The following is a 21,673-nucleotide window of genomic DNA, read 5'->3' as shown; positions in this document are numbered from 1 at the left end:
CCTCTGGCTATGACTGATCATTCTTCCTCCTCCCCCGCCCCGCCGAAGCCGCAGCTCTACGATGCGCTCGATGCTGTACCGATTGCGGATGTTCGACGGTTCCGTAGGCGACTCAAAAATGCGAGCGCGCCGGATGCGCTGCGGGCGATTGGGAAGGATATTGAGAGGGCACGGGGTGTCGTCGAGAAGCGCGATGCTCTGATCCCTGAAATTACTTACCCGGAAAACCTGCCGGTGTCTGCGCGCCGCGACGACATCATGGAACTGGTGCGCGACAACCAGGTCGTTGTTATCGCCGGCGAGACGGGATCGGGCAAGACCACCCAGATTCCAAAGATGCTGCTGGAGATGGGGCGTGGCCGGCGTGGACTGATTGGACACACGCAGCCGCGCAGACTCGCCGCTCGCACCGTTGCGGAGCGCATCGCCGACGAGCTCGGCCAGGACATCGGTGAATCTGTCGGCTACGCCATTCGTTTCGACGACAAAGTATCCCCGTCTACTGCGGTCAAGCTGATGACGGACGGCATCTTGCTCACAGAGATGCAGCGCGATCGCTTCCTCAACGCGTACGACACGATCATTATCGACGAGGCCCACGAGCGCTCACTCAACATCGACTTCCTGCTGGGCTACCTCAAGCGACTGCTGCCCAAGCGGCCGGACCTCAAGGTGATTGTCACATCTGCGACCATTGACCCGGAGGCATTTGCCAGCCACTTCGCCGACGCCGAGGGCAACCCAGCTCCGATTATCGAGGTCTCCGGGCGTACTTACCCAGTCGAAATCCGCTACCGACCACTGGTTGAGCAGATTCAGAAAAAAGACGGCTCCATCAAGGAGATTGACACCGACATGATCGACGGTGTCGTCGCCGCCTGCAAAGAACTTATGGGTGAGGGCAACGGCGACATTCTGTGTTTCTTCTCTTCAGAGCGCGACATCCGTGACTGCATGGAGGCGATTGAGAAGCAGCACTGGCGTGGCGTTGAGGTTGTTCCGCTGTTCGGTCGCCTCTCCAACGCGGAGCAGCACCGTGTGTTCTCCCCACACTCGGGTCGTCGCATTGTGTTGTCGACAAACATCGCCGAAACGTCTCTGACCGTGCCGGGCATCCACTATGTGGTGGACACTGGCCTGGCGCGTATCTCGAGGTATTCGACACGCACCAAGGTCCAACGTCTGCCTATCGAGGAAATCTCCCAGGCTTCCGCGAACCAGCGTTCGGGCCGATCAGGCCGTACCGCCGACGGCATTGCCATCCGCCTGTATTCGGAGGAGAACTTCGAAGCGCGCCCAGAGTTCACTGACCCGGAGATTCTGCGCACAAACTTGGCGTCAGTCATCTTGCAGATGATCTCGCTGCGGCTTGGGGATATCAATGAGTTCCCCTTCATCCAGGCGCCTGACCATAAGGCGGTCCGCGACGGACTTATGCTGCTGCACGAATTGGGGGCGATCTCGCAAAAAGAACGTGGTGGCGCACCGACCCTCACCAACGTTGGCCGCGATATTTCCCGCATTCCTGTGGACCCCAAGATGGCCCGCATGCTGGTGGAGGCCAATCGCCTCGGCGTGCTCGATGACGTCACTGTCATCGTCGCAGCCATGACCATCCAGGATGTTCGAGAACGCCCCTTGGAGTACCAGGCCCAGGCCGACCAAGCACACGCCCGCTTCAAGGACAAAGAGTCCGACTTCCTGTCATCGCTGAAACTGTGGGACTACATCGGCGATTCCCGCGACGAGCTGTCCGGCAACGCATTCCGTAAGCGTATGAAGCGCGAGTTCCTCCACTACATGCGCATCCGTGAGTGGCGCGATCTTGTCCGCCAATTGCGCGACGTGGAGCGACAGCTCGGCTGGTCTCCCGCCGATAGTATCGCGGGTGAGCGCGATGCAGCTGCAGTCCACCAGTCGCTCTTGACTGGTTTGCTCTCCAATATCGGCGCGCGTGACGGCAATTCCAAAGAGTTTCAGGGAGCGCGCGGGACACGGTTTATGGTCTTTCCCGGCTCGTCGCTGGCTAAGCGGCCTCCGGAGTTTCTCATGGCCGCTGAACTCGTCGAAACGTCACGGCTCTGGGCTCGTGACGTAGCCAAGATCGAACCTGTTTGGGTTGAGCGTGCCGCCGGCGACCTGCTCAAACACTCCTATTCGGAACCTGTGTGGTCGCGTAAGCGTTCCGCAGCGATGGTCCACGAAAAATCCATGCTTTACGGCGTGACCATCGTGCGTGATCGGCTTGTTCCCTACCACCGGGTGGATCCTGCCGCTGCGCGCACAATGTTCATCCGCCACGCGCTGCTGGAGGGCGATTGGAACCGTCACCATAAGTTCATCGACCACAATGAAGCGTTGCTTGCGGAAGCAGCCGAGGTCGAGGAAAAGGTTCGCCGCCGCGGCCTTGTCGTCGACGAAGATACGTTGTTCGACTTTTACGACGCTCGCCTGCCCGACAATGTCACCACCGCTCGCCACTTTGATTCGTGGTGGAAGAAACAGCGTGCGAAAGACAAGCATTATTTGGACTTCGATCCGAACGCATTGCTTGACGACGACAACGTTGACGCCTCTGCGACCGCCTTTCCCGAGGCCAAGCGCCAGGGCTCCGTGGAATACGCACTGCGCTACAAGTTCGAACCGGGCGACCCGTTTGATGGAGTGACTGTCGAGGTACCCGTGCCACTCCTGGCAAACCTTGACCCTGACGGCTTCGATTGGCTCGTCCCAGGCTTGCGCTCTGAACTCGCTGCCGAGATGATCCGCACCCTACCGAAGGCGTTACGTAAAACCGTCGTCCCCGCCCCCGACTTTGCGCAGCGTGCACTCGAGGTAATGCCCGAGGACGTCAACACGGACATCCCGTTTACTGAAGCGCTCGCCGATGCGCTTCGAAGCGTTGGTGGCCGCGGTATTAACGCCACGGATTTCAACCCCCAGGCGTTGCCACCGCACTTGCAGGTTACCTATGCGGCAATCGACCGCCGCGGCAAGATCGTCGACCACGACAAGGATCTCGCAGCGTTAAAACGCCGTCAGGCGGGCAAGATTAAGTCGTCTGTATCCAAAGCTGGACGCCAATCGGAGTCTGAGTCTGTAAAAAAGTGGACGTCGGACTCGCTCGGCGCTGTACCGGAGACTGTGACCACAACAATCGACGGTAACGAGGTTGATGCTTACCCAGCACTCGAAGCTACAAAAGACGGTGTCAAGGTCACGGTGCACCCGACGAAGGCTGCTGCCGACGCGTCGATGGTCACTGCGACACTGACGTTGCTGTTGCGCGAAATCAGCGTTAATGCGCAGCAGATGACCAAGGGCCTACCGCTGCGCCACAAGGTCGCTGTTGACCGCTATCCCCACGGCGGAGCAAATGGCCTGGTCGAGGATGCTCGTGTAGCAGTGATTCGTGATCTGATGATGTCGCACGGGGGCCCGGTGCGCACTCCGGAGGAGTTCGACGCCCTTCTCGCCGAGATTAAGCCACAGGTCTCGGGTGGTGTAAGGCGTGCTGTGGTCAACACTGCTCCAGCGCTTGCCGCGTACGCCGACATTTCGGTGGAGCTCGATCAGTGGGAGGGGCCTGCGATTGATGACATGCGTTCGCAGCTCGTCTTCTACCTCCCCCGTCACGCAATAACGGTTCATGGGGTGCAGCACTTGCAGCATTTGCCGCGCTATATCGATGCGATGCGGATCCGGCTGGAGGATATGCGTCTGGACCCGGACCGAGATGCTGACCGCCAGGAAGTTGTCGATGGGGTGAAACGCTACCTTGCTGATCATATGAAGCGACTTCCCGCACAACGGTCGAAGACGCGGGCCTACAAGGATATTCTTTGGCTCATTGAGGAGTTGCGGGTCAGTTTGTTCGCGCAGCGACTTGGCACTCCCCGACCGGTCAGCCAGCGCCGGATTGAGAAGAAAATTGATGCGCTGCGCTAGCGATATTCTTCGCGGTCGCGCCGACGCATAAGCCTGATTTCCGACTCGAAATCGTCGGCACTTTCAAACGACTTATACACAGATGCGAAGCGCAGGTATGCAACCTCGTCAAGCGCACGAAGTGGCTCGAGTACTGCCAAACCAATCTCGTGAGCAGGAACCTGCGAGCTGCCCTGCGCACGCACGATTTCTTCGACTTCTTGTGCGAGGCGCTTCAGTGCATCGTCGGAAACGTCCCGACCTTGACATGCACGCCGCACACCAACGATGAGCTTGTCGCGGTCGAACGGCTCACTTACTCCATTACGTTTGACGACGGTGAGTACCGCGTTTTCAACAGTGGTGAATCGACCACCGCATTCTGTACATTCACGGCGACGGCGAATTGCAGAGCCTGCTTCGACAAGTCTGGAGTCAGCGACTCTGGTCTGTTCGTTATGACAGAAGGGGCAATACATAGGGCTCAGAATACCCCTCTAGCGGACCACCTCAGAGTCTGCGATGAAAACCGGCTGGGACGACCCCGGCACCTGGCCTGCATCACTAAACACTCCACCAAACGCAGAGCCGGCTAAAAGCGCTCCAGTCAGCAACGCTGCTAAGACGAAACCTTCCTTGCCCTCGCGGTGAGATTCGAATGCCTCAGATACATATTCCCGACGTCCATGACCTAGGTTCTCTGTACGCTCACCCTTTCGATCAATAACGTCAAGCGTTCGAACACCGCTATAAACACCGCTACGATCTCGTCCTGGATTAAGGTCCCACACCTCGACCGGCTGCGCTAACCGAGGCGTCCGAGATACACCGCAATCGCTCCCATACCCACTGTTCACTGCTGGATTAATCGTTACCGACATTTCACTCTCCTTCAATCTCGTGCACCACTGTACGAATGCACTCGACATGTTCGAATATGTAATCGTTTGTATGTTCGATCCCGCTTACATGTTCGATTTATAGCAAAGCGAGCAAATACTGTCTAGCCCAAAGTGGAAAATATCGAACAAACTTGCCCTATCTGGTAGGTTCTATGCCTACAGACCTAGAAACAGAGACACGCGGAAAGAGGAAAAGCAGTGGCAAAGAAAAAATCTGACGCAGGCAATCTCGACATGAGCACACTTTCAGACAGGCAACGTCGAATCCTTCAGGTCATCCAAGACGCCGTTGTACTCCGCGGCTACCCGCCAAGCATCCGTGAGATCGGCGACGCTACCGGGCTGCAATCAACCTCATCCGTGGCATACCAGCTCAAGGAACTGGAGAAGAAGGGCTTCCTGCGCCGCGACCCCAATAAGCCGCGTGCCGTGGATCTGCGCCACCTGCAACAGACAACCAAACCGAAGCGCAAGACCCCCCAGCAGGACACACCCGAGGACGCCACTCCCGCGCGTTACGTTCCAGTTTTGGGACAGATAGCAGCTGGCGCGCCAATTCTGGCCGAAGAAAACGTCGACACGTATTACCCACTTCCTAGTGACCTACTCGGCGATGGCGACGTTTTCATGCTTCAGGTTGTTGGAGAGTCCATGCGCGATGCCGGCATCCTCAACGGCGACTGGGTTGTTGTACGTTCGCAGCCTGTTGCCGAGGAAGGCGAGTTCGTCGCTGCATTGCTTGACGGCGAGGCGACAGTCAAAGAGTTCCACCGCGATTCCACCGGTGTGTGGCTCCTTCCCCACAATGATGCGTTTGCCCCAATCAAGGGCGATAACGCAGAGATCATGGGGCGTGTTATTTCCGTTTTCCGCACCCTTTAGCGGGGATTTGCCCTCCTTTAGGGGCAAAACAAACACAATCGCAGACATCCGGGCATGAATGTCTGAAATACTGAGTACTCCGACCAAAACGTTTGAGGAGTGCGATGTACGCCGAGGAGCGCAAACGCCAGATTGCGTCACTTACTGCTGTGGAAGGCAGGGTGAGCGTCGCTGAACTCGCGGAGAAGTTCGATGTCACTGCCGAAACGATCCGCCGCGACCTCACCGCACTTCACGCCGATGGGATTGTGCACCGCGTACATGGTGGTGCTGTTGCAAACCAAGCGTTTCTCACCTCTGAACTCCCGCTCGATGCCCGGTCTCGTGCGGCATCTGATGCGAAAACCGCGATCGCGAAAGCTGCACTGGATTTTCTCCCCCGCCACGACAACGCCGCGATTTTTCTGGATTCTGGCTCTACAACCAGTTACTTTGCACAGTTGCTTTGCGAGGGCACCCGCGCTCAAGACTGCTCTATCGTGACAAATTCGCTGCCAATCGCCCTGGATCTTTCCTCCGCAGGCCTTGATGGCGTACAGCTTCTTGGAGGGTCAGTTCGTGCAATTACGCAAGCGGTAGTTGGTGCGACTGCACTTCGAACGTTGGCATTGCTCCGCGCCGATGTCGCATTCATTGGTACCAATGCTCTGACGATTGACCACGGCCTATCTACCGCCGATTCTCAGGAAGCAGCCGTGAAATCGGCCATGGTCACAAATGCCCAGAAGGTCGTGGTCTTGTGTGATTCATCGAAGATCGGCAACGATTACCTTGTCAGTTTCGCACCCCTCGATGCCATCGACATCGTCATTACCGATAGTGATGCACCTGAGACATTCCTCGAAGATCTCGAGCGCAATGATATTGAGGTCGTTCTTGCGCCGGTGACATCCAGCACACACTAATTCCGATTGTGTGGGATTCGTTGCAAAAACGGATACAATCGGACACACTGGTTGTGTGAGCAGCACAAAGAACACGGTGCGGGTAGTCACCCTCACCCCAAACCCCAGCATGGATGTGACCGTAAACGTCCCCGTGCTTAAACGCGGTGAGGTTGCGCGGATTTCCCAGACCCGAAAAGAGGCGGGTGGAAAAGGGGGCAATGTCGCGCACGCGTGTGCCAAAGCGGGCATTCGAACCATCGCGATTGCCCCCTGTGCCCCCTCCGATCCGTTTGCGGACGTCATCCGTGAACTGCCGGTGCAGTTTCACCCCGTTGCTATCGCGGCATCGGTGCGAACCAATACTGCGATCGTTGAAGATGACGCAACAACGACAAAGATCAACGAACCAGGAGCGAGGCTTTGCGACGACGAAAAGGCGGCCGTTGAATCAGCTATAGATTCAGTCGTCGCAGACGCTGAAGCCGTCGTTCTTGCAGGATCGCTTCCCCCTGGTGTCCCAACTGACTGGTACGCAGATCTTGTGGAGCGCATCCGTCGGGTTAATGCTGGCGCGCTGGTCGCAGTGGATACTTCCGATGCACCGCTGCAGGCAATTGGTGAGCGACTCGATACGAGCGCGCCGGACGTGTTGAAGCCAAACGCGTTTGAGCTCGCGCAGCTCACCGGTGGCGACGGCAGCGCATTGGAGCGCAGCGCTTCCGAGGGCGACTACGCCGCCATCGTTTCGGCAGCACAGAAACTGATTGACCACGGGGTCAACGAAGTACTGGTCACCTTAGGCGGCGCCGGTGCATGCTTAGTTACTCGCGCTGGTGCGTGGGCGGCGACCCCACCTCCAGTCACGGTGCTCTCAACCGTCGGCGCTGGTGATAGTTCGTTGGCTGGCTACCTGATGGCACGGATCGCCGGGGATGAACCAGCCGAGTGCCTCCGCCGTGCAGTGGCGTACGGCTCGGCTGCGGCGTCGCTGCCGGGCACTGGCATCCCCTCTCCTTCCGATGTCGACCTTGAACACACTCACGTGTTCCCCGTATAACTGCATGAAAGAAGACAACGTGAATCAACCTCTCATCACGCCAAAACTTGTCACGCTTGATGCTGACCTTGGCGTTTCTCCCTCCGATGTCATTGGCCAGCTCGCTGCACGTATCGCAGATTCTGGCCGTGCGACTGATGCTGCAGCGGTGGCTGAGGCAGCCATCGCGCGCGAGGCTAAGGCCGGCACCGGCGTGAACGGACGGGTCGCTATCCCGCACTGCCGTAGTGCCGCTGTCACCGAACCCACGCTTGCGTTTGCCCGGCTGTCCAACCCTGTTGACTTCAACGGCCCCGACGGTGACGCCGAGCTGGTGTTTCTCATTGCAGCACCTGAAGGCGGCGGCAAGGCACACTTAAAGATTCTCTCAAAGCTCGCCCGCGCACTTGTCCGCGGCGATTTCGTTGATAACCTCCGCTCCGCCGCGTCCGAGCAGGAGATCGTGGATCTTGTGCACGGCGTGGTCAATGCTGAACCGAAGAAGGCTGAACCGAAGAAGGCTGAGCCGAAGAAGAAGGCCGATGCGGTGGTGTCGTCGCAAAGCAATGCGCCAATTCGTATTGCAGCGGTCACATCGTGTGCGACCGGCATTGCACACACCTACATGGCAGCGGATGCACTGACGCAAGCAGCTAGCAAGCGCGACAATGTTGATCTTCGTGTCGAGCCGCAAGGCTCCTCCGGTGGGGATCCGCTCGACCAGGCGTTTATCGATTCCGCTGATGTGGTGATTTTCGCCCATGATGTCGCTGTTCGCGGAAAGAGTCGCTTCGCGGGTAAGCCCGTGGTCGACAGTCCAGTCAAGCGTGGTGTCAACGAACCTGACGCGATGATCGATGAGGCGATCGCCGCATCGAAGGACCCAAACGCACCTCGAGTAGCTGCAGCGTCGAAGGCAGATAGTGACGACACCGCGTCTGCCGCGACACAGAGCTGGCCCAAGCGCATCCAACAAGCGATCATGACCGGCGTTTCCTACATGGTGCCGTTCGTCGCCGCCGGTGGCCTGCTGTTGGCCCTCGGATTCCTCTTCGGCGGCGCGGACATGGCGAATGGCTGGCAGGCACTGGTCACCGAGCACTCCCCGACCAACCTGCCGAGCAATCAGATCACTGTGGACGGCGAACTCATTGCGTTCAGGCGCTCCGGCTGGTTGCTCTACCTCGGCGCAGTGCTCTTCGCCACTGGGCAGATGGCTATGCAATTCGTCGTGCCGGCACTGTCCGGCTACATCGGCTACGGACTCGCTGGGCGCCCGGGTATCGCACCTGGCTTCGTCGGCGGCGCAATCTCCGTGATGGTCGGCGCTGGCTTCATCGGTGGCCTGATCACCGGTTTGCTCGCAGGTGTGATCGCCCACTGGATTCAGACCTGGAAGGTTCCGCGCTGGCTGGGTTCGCTCATGCCGGTGGTGATCATCCCGCTGCTGACATCGCTGTTCATCGGCGTACTGATGTTCCTGCTGCTGGGCCGTCCGCTCGGCGCTGTCATGGAAGGACTCACCGCGTGGCTGGAGTCCATGTCCGGTTCGTCTGCCGTGCTGCTTGGCGTGATCATCGGTCTGATGATGTGCTTCGACCTGGGTGGTCCGGTGAACAAGGCTGCTTACCTGTTCGGCACCGCTGGCTTGTCTGCGGGTACCCAGGGTGCGTACGAAATCATGGCTGCGGTGATGATCTCGGGCATGGTGCCGCCGATCGCACTGTCTATCGCCACCTTCCTGCGTTCCTCGCTGTTTACCCCGGCTGAGCAGGAGAACGGAAAGTCTGCCTGGCTGCTGGGCCTGTCCTTCGTATCTGAAGGTGCGATCCCGTTCGCAGCTGCAGATCCGTTCCGTGTGATCCCTTCGATGATGCTTGGCGGTGCAACCGCAGGTGCGGTCTCGATGGCCCTTGGTGTGGGTGCGCAGGCACCGCACGGTGGCGTGTTTGTGATCTTCGCCTACCACCCGTGGTGGGGCATGCTCGTGGCGTTGGCTGCCGGTGTCGCGGTGGCAACGCTCGCTGTTGTGGCGCTCAAACAGTGGTGGCCTAACGAAGAGATCCGAAAGGCTGCGAAACGCGAGGAAGAACTCGTGTCGGCTTAAGCACAAGGGCGTACACTCAACTGCAAAACGCATTCTTGAAAAACCGCGTGAAAGGAAAGTTGCATTATGGCTTCGAAGACGGTCAAGGTCGGTTCCACGGTTGGTCTGCACGCTCGTCCGGCGACGGTGATTGCGGACGCTGCTGGTGAGTACGATGACGAGATCCTGCTTACCCTGGTCGGCGGCGACGAGGACGATGAGACTGATGCTGCGTCCTCGCTCATGATCATGGCGATGGGTGCAGAGCACGGCGATGAGGTCATCGTCACCTCTGATAACGCCGAGGCGGTTGAGAAGATCGCCGCACTGATCGCAAAGAATCTCGACGACGAGTAAAAGCTTCTTGCTTAGCGACGACTACGCCCGGGCAACCACTGTGGTTGCCCGGGCGTAGTCTTTTTGATGGGTGAGGTTAGCGGAACTGGCCTTCACCAATATGGTCGTAAGCCCACCGCATCAGCGGATAGATAACGATGATGCCGACGGAGCCGAGGGCGATGCCTTCCAGGGTCACCTGCCCGACCTCGAAGGTGAGGTTGCCGATGCCGACAATCAGCGCGACGGCAGCTGCGGTGAGGTTCGCCGGGTCAGTGAAGTCGACCTTGTTGTCCTGCCAGATTCGCACGCCAAGCATGCCGATCAGGCCGTAGAGCACCAAGCAAGCCCCACCAAGCACGCCGGCAGGAATGGTGAAGATGACGGCGCCGAACTTCGGGATGAACGCGAGGATGATCGCGAAGGTGGCAGCGACCCAGTACGCAGCGGTGGAATACACCTTGGTCGCAGCCATGACTCCGATGTTTTCTGCGTAAGTTGTGGTGCCGGAGCCGCCGAAGCCACCCGCCAAGGTGGTGGCGATGCCGTCGCCGATCAGTGCCCGACCCTGCATGTGGTCCAGGTTGCGGTGGGTCATCTCGGCGACCGCTTTGACGTGCCCGACGTTCTCAGCGATGAGCACAACAAGCACCGGCAGTGTCACTAGCACGGCAGAAAGGTGGAACTCCGGGGTGTGGAACTGCGGCAGGCCAACCCAGGCGGCGTCACCGATTGTGGCCAGCGCGTCCTCGCTCAAACCGCCAGTGAGCGCAGCGAAGAGCCACCCCACCAACACACCAATCAGGATGGACAGTCGGGAAAGCATCCCGCGAGTTGCAACCGTGACCACCACGATGGTCAGCAAAGTCACGCCTGCAACAGCAGGCTGGGTTTGTACGTTACTGACCGCAGTCGGTGCGAGGTTAAAGCCGATCAACGCCACAATCGCACCTGTGACTACAGGGGGCATTACGGCGTCAATGACGCGTTTGCCGGCTTTTTGCACGATCACGCCGACAAGGATGAGCGCCACACCCGTCAGCAGCACGCCACCGAGTTGCGATCCAATGCCATACTGCTGAGACGCGGTCAGCGGGGCGATGAAGGCAAAAGAAGAGCCGAGGTAGCTCGGCAACTGGTTCCGGGTGATCAGCAGGAAGATAATCGTGCCAAGTCCGGAAAACAGCAACGTGGTGTTTACTGGGAAGCCAGTGAGCGTGGGCACCAGCAGTGTTGCGCCAAACATAGCCACCACATGCTGCATGCCGATGCCGATGGTGCGCGACCACGACAGTCGTTCGTCGGGAGCGACAACCGCCCCGGGTTTCACATGGCGTCCGTCGCCATGCAGGGTCCAACCAATTGAGTTCGTCACGAGTCTTCATTATGGCCCTCGCGCGCTTTGCATAGCTAATCGCAGCCGCAGCAGTTCGAGCGGGTAAGTTGCTCCTCATGGACATCATCATTCGACGCACCCCCGAGGAAGTCGGCACATACGCCGCCGATTGCATCGAGCCGTTCGCACGACAAGGCGCCACCATCGGTCTTGCGACCGGATCCTCACCCAACCCAACCTATAAAGAGCTCATCCGCCGACACCGCGAAGAAGGCTTGAGCTTCGCCAACTGCAAGGCCTTCTTGCTGGACGAGTACTACGGCATCCCTCGTGACCACGAGCAGTCTTACTACTCGACGATCCGCCGCGAGTTCACCGGCTCTATCGACATTCCGGATTCGTCCGTTGCGTCTCCCGACGGCGAGGCCGCCAACCCCCAGGCAGCAGCTACCTCCTACGACCACGCCATCCGCCACGCGGGCGGTGTAGATATCCAAATTCTCGGCATTGGCGCAAACGGACACATTGCGTTCAACGAGCCGACGAGTTCGCTGCGCTCCCGTACCCGTCTCATCGACCTGCATCCACGCACGATCGAGGACAATGCACGCTTCTTCGATTCTGCCGACGAGGTCCCGCGCCAAGCCCTGACACAGGGCATCGGCACCATCCTTGAGGCACGCCACCTGGTGCTTATCGCCACTGGCCCGGCGAAGGCTAACGCGGTACAAGCACTCGTCGAGGGGCCTCTGTCCGCATCGTGCCCGGCATCGGCACTGCAGCTGCACAACGCCGCGAAGGTTGTCGTAGACGAAAGCGCCGCCGAGATGCTCACCGGGGCCGAAACCTACAAGGCGTTCGACCCTTACTGGCGCTAACACCGGGGTCAACGCCAACCCGAACCGCCAGGCTTAGGAGACGACGAACTCCGCATACTGGTCGGCGAGGACACGTGGCAGGCGGACGTCGATACGCGTGCCCTCTGCCTCGTACTCCTCGGAGCGCACTGTGCCCTCCTCGTGCACGCGGCTGACCACATCTCCGCGGGTGTAGGGCACGACCATGGTCACGTGCGCATCGATGGAGTTGAGGTGCTGTTCGATGCGCGCCTCCAACTCGTCAATGCCCTCGCCTGTCAGCGCAGAGACGAACACCGCCGTACGGCCCGTCTTTTCAAAGGCGTGGCGAAGTTCGGCAAGAACGATCGGGTCAGCGTCGTCGATCTTGTTCACCACAACGATCTCCGGCGGCATCTCCTCGCCCGAGTCGCGTGTGACCTCTGCAAGGACCGCATTGACTGCTTCGATCTGCTTCAGTGGGAACGGATCCGAACCGTCCACGACGTGCAGGACAAGGTCGGCGCCGCTGACCTCTTCGAGCGTGGACTTAAACGCCTCAACCAGCTGGGTAGGCAGGTGGCGCACAAACCCGACAGTGTCGGTCAGCACTACGTTGCGCCCGTCTGCCAACTTGGCCTTGCGCGTCGATGGGTCGAGAGTGGCAAACAGCGCGTCCTCCACCAGCACGCCCGCACCCGTCATCGCGTTGATCAACGAGGATTTACCCGCGTTGGTGTAGCCCGCGATCGCGATCTTCGGGATAGTGGAGCGCTGGCGCTGCGCGCGCTTGATCTCTCGGGCAGTCTCCATATCGCGCAGCTGGTGGCGCAGTTTGGCCATCTCGGTGCGCAGGCGGCGACGGTCGGCCTCGATACGCGTCTCACCAGGACCACGCAGGCCCACACCGCCGTTGGAGCCAGCACGACCGCCCGCCTGACGCGACAGGTTGCCACCCCAACCGCGGGTACGGCTGTAGAGGTACTCCATCTGCGCAAGGCTGACCTGTGCTTTACCCTCTTTGCTCTTCGCGTGCTGGGCGAAGATATCGAGAATCAGCATCGTACGGTCGATCACCTTGATCTTGAGGGCTTCCTCCAGCGCGATCATCTGCGACGGCGAAAGCTCACCATCAAAAATCACCGTGTCAACGCCGGTAGACAGCACAATCTCACGCAACTCCGCAACCTTGCCGGAGCCGATGTAAGTACCCGGATCAGGTTTGTCGCGCTTTTGATACAGCATGTCGACGACTTCAGCGCCGGCTGTTTCCGCCAGAGCGGAGAGCTCCCACATGCGGGCCTCAATCTCTGCAAGGGTGCCTTCGGTCCACGCGCCAACGAGCAAGACCTGTTCGATGCGGAGTTTGCGGTACTCCACCTCGGTGATGTCTTTTTGGTCCTGCGAGCGGATCTCGGTCGACCCGGTCACGGAACGAAACGCGTTGCGCTCCTCCAGGTCAAGCGCGCCTACCGTCGGCGCGGATTCGTCAGGGACGGTGTTGTGCCGAAAAGCCTCACGGAGAAGTTCGTCGTGGGCGCGTTGCTCGGGCGTGGTGTCGTCGTCACGCAAAAAGCGCTCACGGCTACCGCCGAAACGGTCAAGGTGGGGTTCAGTCATTACATCCTTTAATGGAGCTTGAAATGTCCTCTTCATATCTACCCCATTAAACGCAGATACGGCCGAGATTCTTCCCCGTGTGCGACTGCGACTATTATCGGGCGCCATGAGCACAGCAATCAGCAACGACCTCGCCGCAATCGGCTTGAACTTTGATAAGTGGCAGGACGCTGTGGAAGCCGCCATTGCCACCGACCGTCTCGCAGTCACCGGTGAAGTGCGCGGCGGCCAACTGATCCAATACGCCGACCCCTCAGGTGCGCAGCTCAACATTTTGGCAGTTGAGCCGTTTGCCACCTTCGCAGGTTTCGATTCCGTAACCCGCGCCTACGCCCACGTCACCCCAATCAACGACGTAGTTGCGCTCGCCGACGTCGTCGACCCGCGCGGCAACGCCATGGCATCGCTGACGGTGAATCTTGCACAGGGGCCATTGCTTGTCGACGAGCCCACCCTCCAATGGCAAGAACTCTCCGTGACCGCACTCGCGCTGTCGGTGGAGAACTACACCTCCACCGACGCATACCTCGCGCTGCACCCGGGAGCGGTGGTGGGCACGGTAACTTCCCCGGGCGCCGAAGCAGTCGCATCCGGTGCCGCCGCTACCCCGGACGCACGCGCCGAATTCTCCGGCCGCGTACTGGATGCGGAATACCGCACCTCCGAACTGACCGGCCAGCGCTTCATCCACGTCGCTGTCGATGCTGCGTTCCCGTTCGACGTGTGCCTGCCCGACGGCGACCTGCCGTCCCGCGACTCCGTCATCGCTGGCACCGCAGTGATGGCCGGCTCCATCCCCACTCCGACCGGCGGCGGCTGCGGCGGTTGCGGCGGATCCTGCGGTTGCGGCGGCCATTAATCCCGTAGGGCTTGAACCATGAGTTCACCAGACAAGGACCTCTCGCGAGCACTACTCGGCGCGCTCGTACTCGCCGCCTCAGTAGTGCTTGTCTTGACGCTGAAGTGGCCTGGTTTGCTCCTGTCTGTCCTGCTGATCGCTTGCGCCTTCTTCATCAGCCGACATCTGCAGCCAGACCCCGAGGTAGCTGCAATGCGATCGTCGCTGGAGTACGCGCGCGACGACATCCTTGAGATTCTCGACGCGTACGAAAAGCTCCAAAACGGCGCATCAGCCGCCGACATCGCAGACCGCACGCTGCACTACCCTGCCCTGGCAAACCCAGATAACTCTGTGCCCCAAATCAACGAGTTTCTGCTCCGAGCATCCTCTGCGCGACGCTTCATCGAGCGTGTCGACGGCTATCTCGAATCCCCCGGCACCGACAAAACCCAGTTAGAGCGCATTCTCATGGTTGCCGACGAGCGTGCCTTCGAGCTTCAGGAGGCCTGGGACGACGCACGCCGGGCCGCAAAGGAGATCGGCCCGGCGTAACGTGTGGAAGTTGCGGGTTTAGAACGGCAACTTGATCCCAAGCTGCGGCGCAAACGAGACAAGACCTGCAGCAATTAGACCGAGTGCCGCAAGCACACCGGCGATGATGCCGACGATCTTGCCGGTGTCGCTCGAGCCAGCGTCCTTATCGTTGTTACCCGGCTTGGTCTTGTCGTTCGGCTTTGATTCGGAAGCCTTGGTCGGGAAAGCGACGGTACCGTTACCGCCGTCCGCGCAAACATTCTGCGCCTCGTTGAATGCCTTTACATATTCGGGACCGAAGCTATTCCAGATTTTTCCGGCTTGCGTCTTTGCAAAAGCGCTCCGAGCGGCTGCTGCTTCTTTCGCGTTTAGCCCGTATTCGTCAATAATTACGCTGACCGGGTCTAATCCACCCATCGATTCCCGCGTCGCATCCACCTCATTGATGGACAAAAACCCATCCGAGTCAGCTTCTTCCTTGAAAAGCTGAGGGTATTCCCGCGTCATCCGAGATTGAAGGTACAGGGGATAAAGCCCAGCGCGCTTTTCGTCTTCGAAACGATCAACTTCTTCCAAAGCAAAACTGAAGAGTGTTTCGGTGGGTTTTCCACTATCAAGAGAAGCCTTGATTTCCTTCTGAACGTCCGGATTGTTCAAGAAAGAATCTGCCAACTTCTTAAATTCCGGGAAAGCTGCCACCAGCGTGGCATCCAGTGCCTTCGCCGCATCCACGGACGTGATGGAATTAGCAACCTCTTCAATACGCTTTTGCTCAGCATCGGTCATGCGTACCGGGCACGTGTTTTTAGTTTCGTCTTTCGCGCCGATCTCTGCCGCATCAGCTGCAGGGACGGTGATCAGGGATGCCGAGAGGCCGAGCGCGACGGCCGAGGCGATAACTTTGCGTTGCATGGGAAACTCCTGTCGGGTGGCTGGGGATACAACGACAGGTGCATTGTATGCAGGAACACACCCCGTGCGCAGGGTTTTGAAAGACTCCTCGTTAGAGCGCGCTGGCCAGTCCTCCGCGATACACGATGGTGGCCGGACCGGTCATGGTGGCTACGCCGTCGTTGAGCTCGACCTTGACTGCGCCACCGGGCACGTTGATGGTGACGGCACCGTTTTCAATTCCGGCGTCTGCAAGCACTGCCTGAGCTGCGGCAACCGTGCCGGTGCCGCAGGAGCGGGTCTCCCCGACGCCGCGCTCCCAGACGCGCATGTGCGCTTCGCCGTCGCGAAGTTCGGTAAGCACTTCGACGTTGACGCCTTCAGGGAAGAACTCCGGGTCGAAGGTCGGGGCGACAAAGTTCATCTCCGCAAGCCCTTCAGGTGTGAGACTCGGGATCACGCAGGCGAGGTGTGGGTTGCCCACGTCCACGCCGATGCCAGCGAACTGGTTGTCCCCCATCGATGCGGTGGATACACCGGTGACCTGAACCGCCCCCATGCCGACGGAGACGACGGCGTTGGCGTCATCAGCTTCAAGCACCCGGATGTGCTTGACACCGGCGCGGGTGTCCACGTCGAACTCGCGGGCATCTTCAAGCCCTTCGGCGACGAGCACATGGGAGAAGGCACGGATGCCGTTGCCACACATCTCGGCGATGGAGCCGTCGGCGTTTCGGTAGTCCATGAACCACATACCGTCGCGACGCACCACGCGCAGCAGGCCGTCGCCGCCGACGCCGGCGCGGCGGTCGCAGAGGAAGGCGACCTGCTCGGGGGTGATGTCGAGTTGGTCGTCGACATCGATCAGGACGACGAAATCGTTTTCGGTGGCATGTGCTTTCAGGAACTTCACGCCAGCGAGTCTAACGCGAGATCCACCACGTTCGAATCAGCGGCGTCGAGCCACTGCGTGCGCGGGTCGCGGTTAAACCAGGAGCGCTGCCGGCGCACGTAACGGCGAGTACCGGTGATGGTCTGCTCAAGCGCTTGTTCTTCGGTGAGTTCCCCGTCGAACATGGCGAGGACCTGCGCGTAGCCGATGGCTCGCCCGGCAGTGGAATTGCGGACGAGGCCGTCTGTGACCAGGGCGCGGGTTTCGTCGATAAGCCCTTGTTCGAACATCATGCGGGTGCGCAGCTCGATGCGGGGGTTGAGCCACTCGGCGTTCGTGCGCAGGCCAAGGATGCGCGTACCCCAACGTGGAGGTGCATTCTTCGGCGGTTGGGAAGCCTTGAACGGTTTGCCGGTCAATTCGATGACTTCGAGGGCGCGCACGGTGCGGCGCGGGTCTTTGTCCTCGATGATGCTGGCTGCTTCCGGATCAACCTCGGCGAGTTCGGCGTGCAGTGCGTCGACGCCGATCTCCTCCAGACGCGCTTCGTAGCGGGCGCGCACGGTGGGGTCGGTGGGCGGGAAGGACCAGGCGTCGATAAGCGATTGCACATACAGCATCGAACCGCCCACCAGCACCGGCACCTTGTCACGCGCCATGATCTCCTCAACCGTGGCCACGGCAAGCTTCTGGTATTCCGCGACGGAGGCGGTCTTGGTCACATCCCAGATATCCAGCAGGTGGTGCGTGATGCCTTCGCGCTCCTCCACCGGCAACTTCGCGGTGCCGATGTCCATACCCCGGTAGAGCTGCATCGAATCCACGTTGACCACTTCCCCGCCGAACTCGTGCGCAAGCGCAATGCCAAGCGCGGACTTGCCGCTGGCGGTAGGACCTACAACTGCAATGGGGTTCATACGCTCCACTCCGCTACATACCGACCGACACCCAGCGTGTCATCAGCATCGATCAACCGCGCATCCTTGCGCTCAAGTGATGCGAGTTCACGCCACATTTCCGGTTCGAGCACCTGCGTATCGACGAGCACCGCTTCACCACCGTCCAACCACCGCACAATGGCCTCGTGCGTCTCCGGCGCGCCGGGAACCAGCGCGAGTGGTGCCCGCGGAGTTAATCCCGCGGGCCCATCGACGACGACAACGGTGACGGCGGCGGGATCGGGCTCGTCGATACGCGACCGCACCCCACGAACCTCCGGGTCCCCCAGCGCAAACCTGGCGACCAGCTCACCTAAGTGGTTCCCACTACGCACCGTGATGTCAGGGGCTCCCCAGGCACGAAACGATCCGGTGTGCGCCGTATGCCACTGCTTGTCGAGCGAGCAGACGATATCGATCGCGCGGCCGTCTACGGTTTTCGCCAATCCGCGAGTGGCGGCCAGGAGGCGCTGCGAGGCGTCGTCGTGAGGCGAGAGCGCCAACGCAGGCGATCCAGGGATGATCCAAAGGTTTGCTCTCACCCGCCCAACCCTACCCAGAGACCCAAATCACCCCGCAGCGATGTGTGTGGCTGTACGATCGCATGCATTGCGCAAAGGCAGCCGCGACGCGCGGCACAGTGCGGCCCATGCCGCGGAAAGGACGACCACTATGACCGAGTCGAACCCCACCAACACCTCTGGCAAGATCCCCTCGCCTGCCGCCATGGCGAAGAAGGGTCCGAAGCCTCGGCCACGCCCGGCCGCGGCGCCTGCCGCCCCGTCAGTTACACCGGCGCCTGTTCCGGCCCGTACCCCGTCGGACCCGTCGAAGTTTGGCCGTGTTGATGCAGACGGCAACGTCTTCCTCACCCGCGGCGGCACTGAACGCCAGATCGCGTCCTGGCAGGCAGGTACGCCCGAGGAAGGCCTCGCACACTACGGGCAGCGTTACGACGACCTGGTTACCGAAGTCGAACTCATCGAGACTCGCCTGCGCGCTCACCCGGAAGACGCCGATGCGATCCGCAAATCCGCAGAGGCACTCAAGGCATCGCTTGACGACGCCGCAGTGATCGGCGACCTCGACGCCGTCGAAGCCCGCCTCGATGCTGCCATCGCCGCATCCGCCGATGCGCGTGAGCAGGCCAAGGAGCAGAAGGCGGAGCGACGTAAGGCAGCGATCGCCCGCAAGGAAGCCCTCGCCGCCGAGGCCGAAGACCTGGCGGAAAACTCCACCGAATGGAAGCGCGCCGGCGACCGCATCCGCGACATCCTCGAGGAGTGGCGTGGCATCCGCGGCATCGACCGCGCAACCGACGACGAACTGTGGAAGCGCTACTCCCGCGCCCGCGACAGCTTCAACCGTCGCCGTGGCGCCCACTTCGCCGAGTTGGACCGCAACCGCGCCCAAGCCAAGAAGATCAAGGAAGAACTCGTCGACCGCGCCGAAGCGCTCAAGGACTCCACGGATTGGGGCAACACCGCCCGCGCCTACCGCGACCTGATGACGGAATGGAAGGCCGCCGGTCGCGCCCCACGCGAGGTAGACGACAAGCTCTGGGAGCGGTTCCGCGCCGCCCAGGACCACTTCTTCGAAGCCCGCAACGCCGTCAACGCGGAACGCGACCGCGAATTCGAGGCCAACGCAGAAGCCAAGGATGCGCTCATCGCTGAATACGACGCGCAGATCGACCCCGCGAAGGGCCTCGGCGCCGCGAAGGCGAAACTGCGCGAACTGCAGGACAAGTGGGACGAGATTGGCTTCGTACCACGCGGTCGCATCCGCGAGTACGAGGACAAGATCGCCCGCATCGAGCAGCGCGTCTCCGAGGCCGAAGACTCCCGCTGGCGCAAAACCAACCCTGCCCAGCAGGACAAGGTCAACCAGTTCCAGGTCAAGGCCGACGACTTTGAGCGCCAAGCCCAAGAGGCTGAGGCCAAGGGCAACGCCGCAAAGGCAGCAACGCTGCGTGAGCAGGCGAAGCAGTGGCAGGAATTTGCCGACGTTGCCGCGAAGGCTGTGAACGAGGGCTAGTGCTCACACCACAGCAGTACGTCCCCCGGCCCAACTCATCGGAGGCAGTGGTCGGGGGTTACGCATTTTCCGCAACGCTCGCCATCCAAGACATCACCGGTCTTGCCACCTCTGGCGTGTCCGCATCGCACATTGCGAAGCGCCTCGAGCCGTCCGCCGAATCCGAAGCAATCCTCTTCGCGCTCACCTCCCAGCAGGCACCCCGCCCTGTGACGGATTTGGGCTACCGCGAACTTTTCGACGACGACCTCGACCACACCGACGCCTGGCTCTTCATCTCCCTGCCTTTGCTCGAAGACCGTCGCGTGATCGAAGCGAACTTCACCTTCGACGCCGAGATCGCGCCCCTGCCCGGCGAAGATGAACCGCCCGAACCGTGGGCCGCAGCGCTGTCGCTTCTCGACGACCTCTCCACCCGCCTCGAACGCCCCATCCGCCAACTCTGGGTCACGCACCTGCCCGACGCTTCGGCATCCCCCGCGTTGACCGAAGCCGGCTACACGGCGGCCTTCCGAGAAGACCAGGCCACGTTCGAGATCACCGCACTGGATGCCCTGCCTCGTACTGTGGCCGCCGAGTTCGCAGTCATCGAAGGCCCAGGGTTCTTCTCCAAACGCAAAGCAGGCGCCGACGAGGTAGAGCAGTTCTCCCGTCTGCTCACCGCGGCATCGCGCGACTACCCTCGCGGCGACCTGGTGATGGACACTATCAACTGGGACCTTGAGCGCATCCGCGACGCCGGCGCGAGGCTGCAAGACCGAGGCGGCTCGCAACTGACCGGACTGGCCTACGTCGACGGCGTCATCGTCGGACTCTGCGAAGTCGTGCGCTTCCACGCCGACGACCCGAAGGTCTGCGAACTCGGCCTTGTCTACGTCCTGCCAGAGCACCGCAGCCGTGGCATCGGCAAAGCCATGCTGCGTGCCTCCCTCGAGCGAGCACACGCAACCTGGGAAGACTTGGAGACGGTGTACTGCTCCTACCCCGCCGACTCCGCGCCAGCAGCCGCCATAATGAAAGGGGTCGGCGCGGAAGTGGTTTCCGCGACGACAGGGTGGCAAAAGGTCTAAATCTTGCGGTGGCGTTCGGCGGCACGGGCGCGGCGGTCGTCCACAAGCAACGGGTTCTCCTCGTGCGCGTTCGCCTGATGCGTCGCCGACTGCTGCAGCAACGCCACGTCGTCGCGCTGCTGCACCTTCGCGCGCTCGTCGGCCACCTTCACCTGTGCCTCAGAGCGAGACAGGATCAGCGGGAACAGCGTGAACACCGCAACGAACACAGCCAACATGGCCAGGTAGTAGCCGATGTCGCGTGAGGTTTCCGGAGCACTTTGGTTGCGCAACCAAATGCCGAGGATGGAAAACACGGCAGAGACCGTTGTGACCATCCAGGCAGGCAGGGTGACGGCGAATCGTCGTAAAGCAACTGCGAGCGATGTCAAAACCCCAACACCGATGAAGGAAAACCACACAAACAAGTACTCCGCCACCGAAGTGCGCGCATCGCGCGACGCCTGGGTCAGCCCCAAAACCTGCCAACCGGCCACCCCACCTGCAAACGGCAACACCAACGCCACGAGGTACACCACCGCACACGCGGCGAGCACCCACCGTTTCGCCCCCATCGTGATCTGCGAAGCGGCGGACTTCTCCGCGCGAGCCAACGTCTGCGAATCCTGCTGCGTCATAGCAG

19 protein-coding genes are annotated in these 21,673 nt (G+C 60.7%); 11 read left to right on the top strand and 8 right to left on the bottom strand.

Translation table 11 applies throughout. The features are described 5' to 3' along the window. Positions 1–9: 9 nt before the first annotated feature. Entirely contained in the window at positions 10–3,948 is a 3,939-nt protein-coding gene (gene hrpA / locus HMPREF3145_RS06105) for an ATP-dependent RNA helicase HrpA (protein WP_070422342.1), read from the top strand. Here the strand turns inward: hrpA and nrdR are convergent. Beyond that, positions 3,945–4,406, bottom strand: coding sequence for a transcriptional regulator NrdR (nrdR, locus tag HMPREF3145_RS06100; RefSeq protein ID WP_070422341.1), 462 nt, complete (start codon positions 4,404–4,406; stop codon positions 3,945–3,947). The two genes, hrpA and nrdR, sit on opposite strands and share 4 nt — an antisense overlap. Before the next feature lie 657 nt (positions 4,407–5,063). Between nrdR and lexA the strand changes: the two genes are divergently transcribed. From lexA to HMPREF3145_RS06075, 5 genes are all read left to right on the top strand, one after another. Then, the gene (lexA, locus tag HMPREF3145_RS06095) at positions 5,064–5,711 is read left to right on the top strand and encodes a transcriptional repressor LexA (protein WP_070422402.1); all 648 of its coding nucleotides are present in this window, start codon (positions 5,064–5,066) and stop codon (positions 5,709–5,711) included. Positions 5,712–5,815: 104 nt separating this feature from the next. Further along, positions 5,816–6,616 (top strand): DeoR/GlpR family DNA-binding transcription regulator, encoded by an 801-nt coding sequence (locus tag HMPREF3145_RS06090; protein ID WP_070422340.1) that lies wholly within the window; start codon positions 5,816–5,818, stop codon positions 6,614–6,616. Positions 6,617–6,671: 55 nt separating this feature from the next. After that, positions 6,672–7,655, top strand: coding sequence for a 1-phosphofructokinase family hexose kinase (locus HMPREF3145_RS06085; RefSeq protein WP_256365575.1), 984 nt, complete (start codon positions 6,672–6,674; stop codon positions 7,653–7,655). Between the two features lie 4 nt (positions 7,656–7,659). Continuing rightward, positions 7,660–9,741, top strand: a complete 2,082-nt coding sequence (locus HMPREF3145_RS06080) for a PTS fructose transporter subunit IIABC (RefSeq protein WP_070422338.1) — start codon at positions 7,660–7,662, stop codon at positions 9,739–9,741. Positions 9,742–9,807: 66 nt separating this feature from the next. After that, positions 9,808–10,077 (top strand): HPr family phosphocarrier protein, encoded by a 270-nt coding sequence (locus HMPREF3145_RS06075; protein WP_070422337.1) that lies wholly within the window; start codon positions 9,808–9,810, stop codon positions 10,075–10,077. Positions 10,078–10,153: 76 nt separating this feature from the next. Here the strand turns inward: HMPREF3145_RS06075 and HMPREF3145_RS06070 are convergent, their stop codons facing one another. Continuing rightward, positions 10,154–11,431 carry a uracil-xanthine permease family protein gene (locus HMPREF3145_RS06070; RefSeq protein WP_070422336.1) on the bottom strand — a complete coding sequence of 426 codons (1,278 nt, stop codon included), beginning with the start codon at positions 11,429–11,431 and terminating at the stop codon, positions 10,154–10,156. 77 nt (positions 11,432–11,508) lie between these two features. On the opposite strand from HMPREF3145_RS06070, the gene nagB reads away from it, so the two are divergent. After that, positions 11,509–12,270, top strand: coding sequence for a glucosamine-6-phosphate deaminase (gene nagB / locus HMPREF3145_RS06065; RefSeq protein WP_070422335.1), 762 nt, complete (start codon positions 11,509–11,511; stop codon positions 12,268–12,270). A 33-nt stretch (positions 12,271–12,303) separates the two neighbouring features. Here nagB and hflX read toward each other — a convergent pair whose 3' ends face one another. Next, positions 12,304–13,848, bottom strand: a complete 1,545-nt coding sequence (hflX, locus tag HMPREF3145_RS06060) for a GTPase HflX (RefSeq protein WP_083279406.1) — start codon at positions 13,846–13,848, stop codon at positions 12,304–12,306. Between the two features lie 106 nt (positions 13,849–13,954). Between hflX and HMPREF3145_RS06055 the strand changes: the two genes are divergently transcribed. Then, entirely contained in the window at positions 13,955–14,707 is a 753-nt protein-coding gene (locus tag HMPREF3145_RS06055) for a hypothetical protein (protein WP_210384156.1), read from the top strand. Positions 14,708–14,725: 18 nt separating this feature from the next. After that, positions 14,726–15,241 (top strand): hypothetical protein, encoded by a 516-nt coding sequence (locus HMPREF3145_RS06050; protein ID WP_070422334.1) that lies wholly within the window; start codon positions 14,726–14,728, stop codon positions 15,239–15,241. Between the two features lie 18 nt (positions 15,242–15,259). On the opposite strand, the gene HMPREF3145_RS06045 is transcribed toward HMPREF3145_RS06050, so the two are convergent. From HMPREF3145_RS06045 to HMPREF3145_RS06030, 4 genes are all read right to left on the bottom strand, one after another. Continuing rightward, entirely contained in the window at positions 15,260–16,135 is an 876-nt protein-coding gene (locus HMPREF3145_RS06045; protein WP_070422333.1) for a hypothetical protein, read from the bottom strand. A 91-nt stretch (positions 16,136–16,226) separates the two neighbouring features. Beyond that, positions 16,227–17,027, bottom strand: a complete 801-nt coding sequence (gene dapF, locus HMPREF3145_RS06040) for a diaminopimelate epimerase (RefSeq protein WP_070422332.1) — start codon at positions 17,025–17,027, stop codon at positions 16,227–16,229. Then, positions 17,024–17,923, bottom strand: a complete 900-nt coding sequence (gene miaA, locus HMPREF3145_RS06035; RefSeq protein ID WP_070422331.1) for a tRNA (adenosine(37)-N6)-dimethylallyltransferase MiaA — start codon at positions 17,921–17,923, stop codon at positions 17,024–17,026. The genes dapF and miaA overlap by 4 nt, the downstream gene beginning before the upstream one ends. Beyond that, positions 17,920–18,486, bottom strand: coding sequence for a hypothetical protein (locus HMPREF3145_RS06030; RefSeq protein ID WP_070422330.1), 567 nt, complete (start codon positions 18,484–18,486; stop codon positions 17,920–17,922). The genes miaA and HMPREF3145_RS06030 overlap by 4 nt, the downstream gene beginning before the upstream one ends. Positions 18,487–18,616: 130 nt before the next feature. Between HMPREF3145_RS06030 and HMPREF3145_RS06025 the strand changes: the two genes are divergently transcribed. Together HMPREF3145_RS06025 and HMPREF3145_RS06020 are read left to right on the top strand one after the other, a co-directional pair. Next, a complete protein-coding gene (locus HMPREF3145_RS06025; RefSeq protein ID WP_070422329.1) occupies positions 18,617–19,981 on the top strand; it encodes a DUF349 domain-containing protein in 1,365 nt (454 codons plus the stop codon). Further along, positions 19,981–21,051: a GNAT family N-acetyltransferase gene (locus HMPREF3145_RS06020; protein ID WP_070422328.1), complete on the top strand. Its 1,071-nt coding sequence runs from the start codon at positions 19,981–19,983 to the stop codon at positions 21,049–21,051. Before HMPREF3145_RS06025 ends, HMPREF3145_RS06020 begins: the two co-directional genes overlap by 1 nt. Here the strand turns inward: HMPREF3145_RS06020 and HMPREF3145_RS06015 are convergent. Then, a complete protein-coding gene (locus HMPREF3145_RS06015) occupies positions 21,048–21,668 on the bottom strand; it encodes an Rv2732c family membrane protein (RefSeq protein ID WP_070422327.1) in 621 nt (206 codons plus the stop codon). The two genes, HMPREF3145_RS06020 and HMPREF3145_RS06015, sit on opposite strands and share 4 nt — an antisense overlap. Between the last annotated feature and the right edge of the window lie 5 nt (positions 21,669–21,673).

Source organism: Corynebacterium sp. HMSC05C01 (assembly GCF_001807155.1).
In the GTDB taxonomy this organism is placed as follows: domain Bacteria; phylum Actinomycetota; class Actinomycetes; order Mycobacteriales; family Mycobacteriaceae; genus Corynebacterium; species Corynebacterium coyleae.
Note: the sequence above shows the minus strand (reverse complement) of the source record. Positions and strands in the feature narration are given on the sequence as shown.